Here is a 12441-nt window from a genome sequence, read left to right as displayed (position 1 = left end):
TATAATAATTTTGGAGAATAGTATAGAAAACAAACTGAAAGGGATGAATTAGTTGGCACAGCATATCTCCCTTTATGTTGATTTAGATTCATTAGAAATTAATCGCAGTAAAAATATAACAGGCACGATATATTTTATTATTGATTATCATCGCTATTTTCCTGATGAAGGATGGGATGACTTTTTGGTAATCATCTTATCTTGGTGGATTAAATCTATTAGAAGTGTAGATATCTCTAGAATAGGAACAACTTATAAATTTGATTTTATGGATGGTACACCAGAAGTTCTGGTGAAAAAAGTAAGTGAAGATCAAGTAGAAATGAATTTTAGCTTTGAAGATGACTTAAATGAAAGTTTTAAAGGAACATTCCTTTATAAAGAACTCAAAGATTCGTTACTTTCTGTTTCAAAGCAAGTAATACGCGAACTTGACAGGAATCAGTGGATAAAAGAAGATATTGATGAATTTAAAAATTTAGTTTTATCTTTAGAGCGATATCCATTTAAAAACCATACATAGATGTGCATCTGGCTATTAAAAGGTAGTTAACGAGAGAGTAATTCTATTATAAATGAGCTAATACTCGCAGACATGCTGAACAAGGATTTTATTGGAAAATTAGATGTTTGGAAAACTTTAAGTATGTTCTCTATGTGGAGTGCCGGATATGACGATGTATTGAAGCATTTGAAATAAGAAGTAAATGCATAAACATTTTTACTTTTTTTCAAGTATACGAGCTTAGGACCATGCTGTGCATTTTGCCTAAATTAGAGCTGTTGGGTTTCTCACTACCCCTAACAAAGTTCAAAAACCTTCACAGGCATAAACCTTACAGTAAACTGTATATGTTATAACATTTTAGAGGGGGAAAACAAAAGATAATTAAATTATTTGGTGCAGCGATTTTAACAACAATTTTATTATTTACGGGAATTGCTCCAAGTCTTACACATGCTCAAGCAAACAACAATAAACAATTAATTGTTAACGAAACGAACCAGTTAATCATTTCCGAACAAACAAATATCCAATGGAATGAGACTGTTTTAGAAAATGGGGGAAATAAATCGTGTATAGCTTAAGTGACAATGAAAGCATAGTTTTTTTTTGGAAAGCTGGCAACGGCGATGAGTAGCACTGTCACTATTTTAATTATAGTCTTCTCAATTATTGTGGTTTCTAATTATGTCAAAAAGTTGAAATTTGCTAAATATCAATCAAATAGTGTAAAGCTATATTTAGCACGTGGTGTTGTAGGTATTGTACCTGTTATTGTATTGTCAACGATGGTTTATTTGCTTTTGAATTTTATTTTAGGCAAATAAGCGTATATTAGTTTTAAACTGTTAAGAGGTTACGCTGTGGGTAACCTCTCTTTAAATTGACTAATAGTTTTATGATATTTAGACACCATATTTATAATCTCTTTCGCTTGCTCTATACCCATTGCCACAGCTTCCCTAAAAGAGTAATCAATTTAATCGCTTTTCTTCCTCTTAGATATCTAAATGTTTCTCAATCAATCCACTAACTTGGATTAATTACCTAGTTTTTTCCTTTCGCTCCGTTTGAAGCATAAACTAGAATAATACATTTTTACATATACTTCTCAGTATTTTTTGGTATATAATGGATAAAAATACTTTGGAGGTTGTTATGTTTTTCGTTAATAAGTATATGGAAACATTTGTAGAGAACCTAAATAATAATAAAGAAACTCTTACAAAGAAATTAAAGGAGATTAGAGCATATGATTTTTCTCCTGAAATTGATTTATTAGACTTCGTTGTTTTTATGGAGCAATCATCATTTAGTATTAGGATGTTTTCAATGGATAGAGATAATAATGAAGTATTTAAAGAAACTGAGGATTCAGTGCTATTTGCTGGCAGTGAGGGAATAATCTCAGATGTGGTAATAAGTCACATATCTGATGAACATCTTGATGAATTTTACAGTTTTTATGAGGAAAATGAAGAAGAGTTAGCATTTAAGGAAGAAAAAGCAATTGTAGAGTGGTTTCAAAGTTGCTGGAAGAATGCAGCTGCAGATTCATTAAATCTACCTGCTTATTTTGTTTTCCATGATTCACTGAAATCATTTGATTTAACTGCTTGGAAATGGATAGATGATAATGATAAATGGTCATGAGTAAGACTTTTATAATATTAATAGATTAAGATAGTATCTATAGATGTATTCATTCCACCTTAGTAGATGAAAAATTAAAATATTAAACTTATTATTGTAAAATTAATAAGAAAAAATAATATACATACTGAGGTTATCTATGAACAACAAATTGGTACATACTTTTTCAATCCTTTTGATTGCTGTGATTGCGATTTTCACAGGTGAAATTGCCACTGTTATGATGCTGTATTTAATATTATTAGCATTATACGGTATCCATAATACAGTGCAGAAATTTTATGAGGATTGGAAAAATAAAAATAATCACCCATACTAATTACTATATACCTCCCACTTACTAACAGGTTGGGAGGTATTGTTATAACTGAGGGATTTCTCGATTTACTTCGATTTAATAAGGGCTATAAAGAGAGATGTCTCCGAACATGCACAAAATGACTTCGGGTACAACTTGGTTACTATTGGTTTTAAATTTCATATAAGACAAGGTGAAAGCTACGATAAGCAGCTTTTTTGCTAAAAGGTACTGTAATTTAATAATGAAGGTGAAACGTGGCGTTAACCCACAGATTAGCATAATAATAAACCCTTTCATTTAAAAAACTGAATCAGTATAATAATGTTAATTATTGAATTTTTATTCATTCGAAAGAAAGGGAGTGATTATGATTTTGATCTGTGAGTCGGAAAAACTAGAAGACTATTTACTCGAATCAACCGAAGTTAATTATTCTAATCCGATTATAAAAAAGAAAGCAGATGAACTTTTTAATCCATCTCAAACGGAAATGGAAAAGGCAAGAATGGCTTTCGAATTTGTTCGTGATGAAATTTCTCATTCTTGGGATATTCAATCAAAGCGAGTTACTTGTAATGCTTCGGAAGTAATGGAGTATAAAGAGGGTATCTGCTATGCAAAATCACACCTTTTAGCGGCATTATTAAGATCACAGGGAATACCAACAGGCTTTTCTTATCAAAGGTTAATGCTATTTGATACGTCAGAAAAAGGATATTGTATTCACGCTTTAAATTCTATCTACCTGAAATCCATTCATAAATGGGTTAGGGTTGATGCGCGTGGAAATAAAGCGGGAATTGATGCCCAATTTTCAATTGAAGAAGAAATGTTAGCTTTTACAATTAATGAAGAACTTGCTGAGAAGGATTATCCAGTTATTTATGCTAAGCCACATCCTAAAATTGTTGCTGTTCTAAAAGTAAATACAAATGCATTAGAAATGTATAAACTTCACTTGCCAGAGAGTTTATAGTTGTTTCACTAGTTGGATTTCCAAATTTAAAGGGGGGGCTTTTTTATTTCACTAAAGTGGTAATTTAGTGAAATTAGATAGTATTCAGAGACAAGAGTCCAATCTGAATAAGGAATTCAATTAAATTAACTGATAATGGAATGACCGATATTTTTGTGACAACCATGTAGAGTTAGCTGCAAAGGAATGAAATAGTAAAATTGGCTGCTGAGTCATTTCTATATGATTCTGCCATTTGTCCGCTAATGGTACATTAAAAAGAAAATAACATTTCTTTAATCTAATTTAATTAGCAAAAGTCTGATCCTAAAAACGATATATCTCTTACCCATTTACTGAATGAGCAATCGCTTTTTTCAAGTCATCATGTGATATCTAATAGAAAGGCAACAGGTGTTAATAGTACAACTAAAGAGCAATAAGGCGTACCTCTAGCTTAAGGCATGCCCTACATTTTTAAAAATTTATTTTAAAAAACAATACATGCACTTATTTCTTATATCTAAATATGATGGCTTTGAAGGAGTGATGAATATGCCGTGGCAACAAAAAGTTAGCTTTTTGATTGGTCAGCCTATTGGTCTTTCATTAGCAAATGGACAAGGAACGTCAGGTGTTTTATGTGGTACATCCGGCGGAAAACTACTTGTAATTGAATATTTGTATCAATCACAATTTGCATTAAAGCAATATGATTTTAATATGATTCAGGATATAAATGGATTTCCAGCTTGTCAGAATCAACAGCCACTATATTAATGGGCCGTCCCTTTTTGAGGGTCCTTAATGTACCTTCCCCTGGTACACCAAGGTGAATTTAGTGAAAGAAGAAGGGGTTAAAGGAATATGTCTAGAAATAATCTTTAGGTTTTAGCTGACTTAATAGTGTTAATTTATGAAGGCTGTCAGCGGATAAGCCTATATTTGAATAAAAAGAAAAAACAAACAGCTGAGATGTCAGCTGTTTGTTTATGTTGGTTAACCTTTTTAAACTTAGATTTATTGTCTAAAGCTCATAAAATAGTATTCTTTTTTCGATATGCCTTGGAAGAGACACTTATTTTTTTTACAAAGAGCTCACGAAAATAATCTATATTAGTGTACCCAACTAGATAACTGATTTCTTTAATACTGAAAATAAAAATCATCTCATTTCTTCAGTGTGAGATGATTTCTTTTCTTCTAAAAGTTGGCTATCAAATTATTCATTTATGAAACAAATTACCTAATAAAAAGCGAATACCATAGAGTAAACTAACTTGTTTTTTCACTTTCTCAACTCACTATATTGTATATGAATTCTGTTTTCGGGTTTTTTGTCTATCGTATACAGCCCAAAAAGGAAGAACCATTCTAAAGGCTTCATTAAAAGATAAATGATGTCTGCGGACCATTTTGAATTGATATGCCTACTTATTGGATAGCCATATCTATCGTAAAAGTTACGGATGACTTTATGGATGGTTGGCACATATTGTTCTAGAATGTTCTCTAACGCATTAGCAATAAGCAACTGGCGGTTCACAGAGATTCTTATTCCTCTTCTTACACCAGCTCTGATTGTTTTGACCAATTTTTTATGCCCTTTCACAGTGACCGTACATAAATAATGCCCGTCACCCTCTACTAGCTCTGGTTTTGGCGCAGGGATTTTCGAATAAATGAAAGAGCTCGTTTCAAGGAACACACGAATAAAGCTATCTGGACGTTGTCCAAACAGGACCAAAACCAGCTGGAAGATGATTAAAACTGGAAATAAACATATTACCCATAGTTTTGACATCTTTTGATCGTTATTAGATATTCTGTAGAGAAATAGAATAAATTTATTGTTGTACTCAGTCTCTTTTTCATTTTGTCTATCAAGAAAATAATCCAGAAAATCTTTCAATCTTGAGATAAATAAAAAAATTAGTGATTGAAAGCTAATTTGCAGAAGGAGGACCGAGTATTCTTCACCATCATGTGAGAAGCCTGTATGAGTAAGATAGACAACTGCCAATATGATATTAGCTATAATTAATGTACTACATATCACATACACAATAGGCGAAATAGACTTATAGCTAATACTTGCGAGAAAAAAGGAAAGCATTCCTAATGTTATTAAGACAATCACTGCTACTATATATTCATTGGCAAACGAAGCATATCCATTTGACTTGGCACCAGTAAATTCATAGATACGCAATGGCTCACCAGCATCCACGGCACTACTATTTAAATAAAAGCCAAGCAAAAATAAACAATAAATACCTATAGAAAGTAAGGAATCCCTTGTTTTCATTTTGACTGTTCCAGCCTTAGCATCATGCTTAGTCTTCCTTTTAAAACTCCGAACCATTAATATTAAGGAATATATTGGAACTGAAATTAAAATTAAAAGTATCACTAACAACAAACATCCTCCTCCCAAACAATTCATTGGAACAATAACTTACTAGTAAAATGTACCATAAAATTTTAATCTAGTATATAGAATTACTTTGTAGTAGATGAAAAAAGAAGTTTATTATTAATGATTGCGATTTGCACCTAAAGGTAACATAACGATGTATTTCAAAGGAATAACAAATTTAAAAGGAGGAAATAAGAGTAATGTTCCAGAAAGGGAATATGCTCTGTTTTGCTTAGAGCTAACTTGGCAGCATCCTGTATTAAATGAAAAGGACCTTTCTTGTGACACAAACGAGGCAGTTTAGTACAAGATGGTATTTACCATTTCCATATTGAATTATAATTAGAACTATGAAATGGGGGTTAAAAAGTATGGAGGATTTTAAAATCCTAAAATCAAGATGGGAGCAGATACTTCAAAAATTAGAGAACAATAACGGCCAAGTCCACCCAATCGTAATTGGAAAGACAGCAACAATAAATGAGATAGAAGCTAAAGAAAAGGAGTTAGGTTATCATTTACCTTCTTCGTATAAATATATATTACATAATTTAGGTAAATCATTATCGTTTTATTACTCATTTTCTGAGGATACAATGATTCCTAGAGAATTTACGGAAATATTCTCAGGAGAAATAAATTGGAATATTGAAACCCTTCATAATTTAAATATGTTAGCTAACGAACTTATAGAAGATGGAGAAGATTATGGAAGGTTGCTGAGAGGGAAATTAGAGTTTTCTCAAGCTGGAAATGGAGATATTTATGCGTTTGATATGACTGCTGAGAGTGATGAGAAACCAGTTATTTATTGGGATCACGAAGAAGATACATTTACTTATATTGCGGATTCGTTTATCGATTATTTATTTAGGATTACTGAACTAGGGTGTATTGGTAGTGAAAAATGGCAGCTTGAATATTTTCTAAGTGATACAGGGTTGAATACTACAAGTCTAGCAGCAGTTAAGTGGAAGCAATGGTTTGAGTCATTTTCAGAGACAACCCTAGATGATGTGAAAGATAACATGGAACAGTTAATTGCTTATGTTGTTTATCGAAAGAAATTAGATGAAGAATCAATCGACTGTCTCCAGAGATTTAATAAAAATGAGTTATTTGATTTCCTTATAGAAGAATTACATAAACAAGAGGCATTTAATGACCAAAAGATAATATGTGAGATTATTGGAAGAGTTTTAGGGATTTACGCAGAGACCTGGGTTAGAAGCTTATGGGAAATTAAACAATTTAATATCGATACTAGATTACGTTCTTATCTAACCTCAATGTGTTTAGGTAAGGATAAGGGACTATCTCTGGTATTTAATTTTCTTGAACAAGAATCTAATAAAAAGATAACTGGGTATGATGCACTTTCCCATCTTGGTGATTTTCATTCGAGGGATGTTATTTTGTGGATGGAGAATCATGTGAAATTTCCTGTAACAGAAGGCTGGGATGAGCTCTTCGTAAGGTCAAACTTTTCATGGGATGACTTAGAAAGGTGGACCTCTTTAGAAGAAAAGCATGAAGTAACTGTAATTCACGCATTAGAAATGTATATCCATGAGAAGGTCGCAAAAGATAAATACACTCATATTATTTCAGATCTTCCAACAAAGTCGAAATTTACTGATTTTCTTGTTCAATTCCATGATAAGCAATTGATAAAAAAGAGGAGAATATCCATAGAGAAGGTCATACAAAACATAAAAATATTTTATTAGTTTTTGAAACAATGTACTTAAGTTAACGGGTGCCCTTTTTAAATAAAAGGGAGGTCATTTTCTTATGTTGCTATAGTGCCAGCATTTCTGTATTAAATGAAAAATAGCTTATGGAACAATCGTGGCAGTTTAGTTTCAAAAGGAAATTAACAAGAGGATACAGTGTATCATATCCTCTTGTTTCTAAACAATTACATAGGTACAGGGTTATTTAAAGCATAGTATTTATAAAAGTAAAGTTCTTTTTATGAGAAATATAATTAATTTTAACTCTTCGGAAAATTTTGCATTTAAGTTCAAGTTCTTATGCTTTTGTATCTAGACTTTCTTTTTTAGATCATGCATTATCAAAGTTTGTCGGTTATAAAACTTTTCAAATAGAATTCCTGTTAAATAGTAAAACAAGAGGCCAAAACAAATGTGAATAAGTGTGAATTTTGAGCCAAATGAAGTGATTTCATAGACTATAACTGGTAATTTAACTGTTGACCAAGCCCCTAAGAAAAACACTATATAGCGGACACTTGCTCCTTTTTTTAATAATACTACTGCAATTGGAAAGGCAATATAAAGAGGGCCTGCAGCCACCGTTGCTAATAATAAAGTGAAGAAGACGCCATATATACCTGATTTTTCTCCCATATACCGAATAAGTGATTCTTTTTTTACCCATTGATCTAATAATCCCACTAAAATGAATATAGGAGGAAGGAGGATTAACATATCTAAAATACTCTTACCAGTTATCTGAACGGTTTTCAAAGCTATAGAGTGATTAATAAACGCAGTTATAAGAAGGCATAATAATAAGATGAAAAAGAAACGATATTCTTTTAGCTTTGTCATGTCATTACCACCCCAATAATCAATCCAAATAGAAGAGACATTATTATGGCAGAAATATTTCGGGCATAAGCAAATCTTCTTCCGAAAGTTTTTTGTTCCATGGATAAAGTTACAAGTCCTACGGACATCATTGTTGACATTAATACAGCTACTTGTGGAAGCGCGGCACCATTTTGAATTAATGTATGGCCAAGAGGAAAGACAATAAAGCTCGGTATTAAAGCAATAGAGCCGACGATTGTTGAGTAAATGATACCTAATAAGCCGGAACTTTCACCAATAACTGACGAGATAAGATTCGGTGTAAATAACGATAATGCCAGCCCAATAAAAAGCATAATCGCTAATAAATCCGGTAAAACATTGCGGAACATTTTCCATGAACTCAAAAGGGCAGCCTTTGTTTTATGTTTGTCTTTTATGAAGGAATTTCCCAAAAAAATAGCGGCAATAGTATAGAGAATAATTCCACTAATCATTATTTTAATCTTTCCATGTTTTATATCTTTCTAGGAAAAACGATAAATTTTTTATTTTTTCTTCAATATCTATTTGGAATTCTTCTAATCTCTTTTTCCCTACATTAGTGATTTTGTACATCCTAATTGGTTTATCTCCATCAGATACATCAAGATAAGACTCCACAGCACCTTCCACCTGTAATTTTTTTAATGTGCGATATAATATCGCACTATCAATTGGATTGATGGGAAGTTCTTCCTCGCATTTTTGTAGGAGTTTTCCTCCATAGTTATCACCCTCTGTTAAAAACAGCAATAGAAATGCACCTGTATGTCTCCCAGTATGTTTCATAAAGTAAATAACCTCCTTTTTTTATCGATAATAAAGTACTGTTAATAACAGTATGCTGTATATAACAGTATAGTGTCAATTTTTTTTTGATTATTAAAAACCTTAGTTGAAGGAATAAAAAGGGGAATGATGTATTTACCAAGAGTTATAGAATGCATTTTTTGACAGAGGTGAAGGCATTACTTTGTTATATTACCTAAATAAAAACCAAACTTGTGAACTTAAATTAACTGGGGAAATAATGTTTATTGGCTATGGCGCTATAGTGGCAGCATTCCTATAATAACTGAAAAAAAAAACTTGAAATATGGCAGGATAGTGCCAGAAGGAATCGGTAAAACACTCAACGAATTAAAAAGTTAGGTTTAGTGAGTGGGTTAAATCTGAATGAGGTGATTATAGTCAAATGGATCCTAAGGTAGATTATTTTAAAGAGGCAGTAAAAGGATACTGTAGAAGGCAAGATATCTCACCACAAAGAAAGAGATTTTCAAGAATTGATGGATTTGTAACTATTAGTATAAAGAATGAGGCGGAAAATGGATTAGATACAAATTGCTTTAAAGTACTTAATTTCATGATTAGTGGGATTGGACAAACAGGAACCAAATTCAGCCAAACACCGATATTGTTTGCTAATGCAGATAGGGTTGACAGAATAGATATTACAATGAAAGAACAGGAATATACAGCATTTCTAAACAAACTTCTTAAATAATAAAATAGTTAACAAGGCTGCTTTATGGATTTGAGTCAATAATTTGGACACAAAAAAGTTAAGTATTAAGCGGTTCTTCTAATCTGATCCTCCATAGCTTGAGGTGTTTGATAGCCGATGCTGCTGTGAATTCTGTTTCTGTTGTACCAGCCCTCTATAAACTGAAACATGGCCAGCTTCGCTGCCCGGTAGTCTGTGTACTGGGTATGATAGACTTCTTCTTTCTTTAATATGGCGTGAAATGACTCTATACAGGCATTGTCATAAGGACAGCCTTTCTGACTGAAAGACTGCCTGATTCCGTATTTTTGGACATGCTGAGTAAACTCACTGCTGGTATATTGTGAGCCAAGATCGGTATGAAGAATTAAGCCCTTTCGGGGCTTTTGAGAAAAACAGGCGTTTTGAAGTGCTTCGATCACTAATTCCGAAGTCATAAAACGAGAAAAAGAATAGCCAACAATTTTTTTCGAATGCAGATCCAATACTGAGGCCAGATAGCACCAACCGTCTTTTACCGTAGGAATATACGTAATATCCGCCACCCATTTCTCATTGAACGTGCAGGTAGAGAAGTCTCTTTTTAAAAGATTACCCAGCTGCACAACCTTTTCTTTTGAGGGGAAAGGACGGTATTTTTTCCTGGTAATCGAACGGATGCCTGCCTTTCTCATTAAGCGCTGGACACGCTTCAGGCTTAAACAAACTCCGTGGTTCGATAGGGTCTTATGGACTTTCGGTGCGCCATAACGCGCCTTACTTTCCAGGTGAATCCGTTGGATTTCCTGCGTGAGTTCCTGGTTTTCCAGTTCACGTTTTGACGTCGTTTTTTCAAGGGAGCCATAGTAGCTACTTCTTGGCATGGCCAGTACTTCGCACATTTTCTGGACGGGATATTGATCCTTGTGTTCCTCGATAAAATCGATGAGCTCTGCTTCGGTTACTTTTTCGCGAATATGGCCATAGCCTTTTTTAGGATTTCCACCTCCTGTTTTAACCGAAGGTTTTCTTTCTGAATCTCACCTAACTCTTTTGGTGTCAGCGCCTCTTTTTCTGAACCAATAGGGGTAAAGTCTTTCACCCATTTATAAATTGTTACTTTTGATACGCCATATTCGCTGCTTAATTCTTTAACCGGGCTGCCGGAATGATACAAATCCACAATCGTTTTCTTAAAATCATCGTTATATTTTTTGCCTGCAGGTTTACGTTCCAATTCGGACACATCCTCTCAAAATAATTGTAAGGACTTAATTAAATTGTGTCCATGAAACTATACTAACTCCAAAATACTTGTGGTTTATCTTCAGGATGCTCATTAAATTAAAGGTACTCTTGTTTCAAATCAAAATGAAAAAAAGTGTGAATAAGGTGATTGATTATGTAGAGATATAAAATAAAAATTTTGAATAACAAAACAAGATAATGAGCTAGCTACTAAAAGCAACTAATATAGTTTGGAATACCCTTTTGATGGGACGTATCCAGAGATCAAGGATAGTGCTACTATTTGGATAGATGTTTCATTGAATAATCAGGAAGATATTTTATATAAGATGATTACTTCCATTGGAATAGACTATAAAGAGGAAAATTCTACTCCTAAAGGAACGTTTTATATTGAACCTGAACGTGGAGAGTGGTGGATAACGCTGCCAAACTCTGCTCCAAATAAAGTTAAGGTTGGAGTACTGAGATAATGATGTCGTAAAAAAACTCCCGTAAATGTTAAAATGGTATCAACATTTACGGGGCCAGCAGTTATGCACAGGCTTGTTCAACATTTATTTAACCGGTTTACATGTAACTGTCCCTAGAGGCATTGTTACTGGGCCAATAAACGACCCTTTTAATATAATACCCTTATTATACTTATTACATGAGTTAACGGCTTTCAGACCAAGACCACCTACAGCGATTATTAATAATGTTAAAGCTGTTGGACTCAATCCTAATTTCATTTTAATAAGTGCAGCTGCTACTCCAAAAATTCCGCCACTCCAACCAGTTAATTCATTTAATTTTTTTATAGTAGCATTTGAGATTTTTACTTCACCTTTTGATTTTGCCATTACCTTCGTACCACTAAAATTTACCGATGTGAATAGAGAATCATCTGTTATCTTGTATTCAACCTCTGATAACTCTTCTACTAGATCTTCATACTCTCCATTATCTACCATTTCCTCGTAACCTAAATATAGATTTTTTGCTTCTGAACTTAAATCTGCAATTTGTTGATTACTATTATTCTCAATATCTAGTAAATCAATTTCAAGAGAATTCATCTCTTTTAATAAAATTATTAGATTGTCTAATTGTTCATTAATGTCTGATGGTAACACTGTAGTTTCATCATAATCTTCCGCGGAAGACTTAATTGGTATTGATACCGAAAAGACTAAAAAGAAAACTAAAATAATAATTAGACTGCGAATACTTTTTTGTGTTTTTAACATGATTGCTCCCCCTTTGTTAATTCAACATATAAAAACATATAT

14 protein-coding genes are annotated in these 12441 nt (G+C 32.8%); 8 read left to right on the top strand and 6 right to left on the bottom strand.

Annotated elements, in window-relative coordinates:
- Window positions 1–52 precede the first annotated feature (52 nt).
- From CEQ21_RS05820 to CEQ21_RS05800, 5 genes are all read left to right on the top strand, one after another.
- Window positions 53–523 carry a hypothetical protein gene (locus CEQ21_RS05820; RefSeq protein WP_185763669.1) on the top strand — a complete coding sequence of 157 codons (471 nt, stop codon included), beginning with the start codon at window positions 53–55 and terminating at the stop codon, window positions 521–523.
- A gap of 1140 nt (window positions 524–1663) precedes the next feature.
- On the top strand, window positions 1664–2158 hold the full coding sequence (locus tag CEQ21_RS05815) for a hypothetical protein (protein WP_185763668.1): 495 nt from the start codon (window positions 1664–1666) through the stop codon (window positions 2156–2158).
- 139 nt (window positions 2159–2297) lie between these two features.
- Window positions 2298–2477 (top strand): hypothetical protein, encoded by a 180-nt coding sequence (locus tag CEQ21_RS05810; protein ID WP_185763667.1) that lies wholly within the window; start codon window positions 2298–2300, stop codon window positions 2475–2477.
- A gap of 349 nt (window positions 2478–2826) precedes the next feature.
- Window positions 2827–3435 (top strand): transglutaminase-like domain-containing protein, encoded by a 609-nt coding sequence (locus CEQ21_RS05805; protein WP_185763666.1) that lies wholly within the window; start codon window positions 2827–2829, stop codon window positions 3433–3435.
- A 534-nt stretch (window positions 3436–3969) separates the two neighbouring features.
- A complete protein-coding gene (locus CEQ21_RS05800; RefSeq protein ID WP_185763665.1) occupies window positions 3970–4194 on the top strand; it encodes a hypothetical protein in 225 nt (74 codons plus the stop codon).
- A gap of 508 nt (window positions 4195–4702) precedes the next feature.
- On the opposite strand, the gene CEQ21_RS05795 is transcribed toward CEQ21_RS05800, so the two are convergent.
- Complete coding sequence (locus tag CEQ21_RS05795) at window positions 4703–5827, bottom strand: DUF6688 domain-containing protein (protein WP_235907213.1); 1125 nt, start codon at window positions 5825–5827, stop codon at window positions 4703–4705.
- Between the two features lie 377 nt (window positions 5828–6204).
- Between CEQ21_RS05795 and CEQ21_RS05790 the strand changes: the two genes are divergently transcribed.
- Window positions 6205–7563: an SMI1/KNR4 family protein gene (locus tag CEQ21_RS05790; protein WP_185763663.1), complete on the top strand. Its 1359-nt coding sequence runs from the start codon at window positions 6205–6207 to the stop codon at window positions 7561–7563.
- Between the two features lie 318 nt (window positions 7564–7881).
- Here the strand turns inward: CEQ21_RS05790 and CEQ21_RS05785 are convergent, their stop codons facing one another.
- The 3 genes from CEQ21_RS05785 to CEQ21_RS05775 are packed head-to-tail and all read right to left on the bottom strand — an operon-like array spanning window position 7882 to window position 9222.
- A complete protein-coding gene (locus CEQ21_RS05785) occupies window positions 7882–8409 on the bottom strand; it encodes a permease (protein WP_185763662.1) in 528 nt (175 codons plus the stop codon).
- Window positions 8406–8888 (bottom strand): hypothetical protein, encoded by a 483-nt coding sequence (locus tag CEQ21_RS05780; RefSeq protein ID WP_185763661.1) that lies wholly within the window; start codon window positions 8886–8888, stop codon window positions 8406–8408. Before CEQ21_RS05780 ends, CEQ21_RS05785 begins: the two co-directional genes overlap by 4 nt.
- 4 nt (window positions 8889–8892) lie before the next feature.
- Complete coding sequence (locus CEQ21_RS05775; RefSeq protein WP_185763660.1) at window positions 8893–9222, bottom strand: PadR family transcriptional regulator; 330 nt, start codon at window positions 9220–9222, stop codon at window positions 8893–8895.
- 406 nt (window positions 9223–9628) lie between these two features.
- Here CEQ21_RS05775 and CEQ21_RS05770 point away from each other — a divergent pair, with 406 nt between their 5' ends.
- The gene (locus CEQ21_RS05770) at window positions 9629–9940 is read left to right on the top strand and encodes a hypothetical protein (protein WP_185763659.1); all 312 of its coding nucleotides are present in this window, start codon (window positions 9629–9631) and stop codon (window positions 9938–9940) included.
- Window positions 9941–10005: 65 nt separating this feature from the next.
- Here CEQ21_RS05770 and CEQ21_RS05765 read toward each other — a convergent pair.
- Window positions 10006–11156 (bottom strand): IS3 family transposase gene (locus CEQ21_RS05765; RefSeq protein WP_235907182.1). Its coding sequence is split into 2 segments (ribosomal slippage): window positions 10006–10907 and window positions 10907–11156, totalling 1152 coding nucleotides; the frame shifts between segments, so codons are not numbered across the junction.
- 310 nt (window positions 11157–11466) lie between these two features.
- Here CEQ21_RS05765 and CEQ21_RS05760 point away from each other — a divergent pair.
- Entirely contained in the window at window positions 11467–11640 is a 174-nt protein-coding gene (locus CEQ21_RS05760) for a hypothetical protein (RefSeq protein ID WP_185763657.1), read from the top strand.
- An 84-nt stretch (window positions 11641–11724) separates the two neighbouring features.
- Here the strand turns inward: CEQ21_RS05760 and CEQ21_RS05755 are convergent, their stop codons facing one another.
- Window positions 11725–12399 (bottom strand): hypothetical protein, encoded by a 675-nt coding sequence (locus tag CEQ21_RS05755; RefSeq protein WP_185763656.1) that lies wholly within the window; start codon window positions 12397–12399, stop codon window positions 11725–11727.
- Window positions 12400–12441 lie beyond the last annotated feature (42 nt).

The sequence above is a fragment of the Niallia circulans genome (assembly GCF_007273535.1).
GTDB classification, from domain to species: domain Bacteria; phylum Bacillota; class Bacilli; order Bacillales; family Cytobacillaceae; genus Niallia; species Niallia circulans_B.
This window is presented reverse-complemented; position numbering and strand designations above follow the sequence as displayed.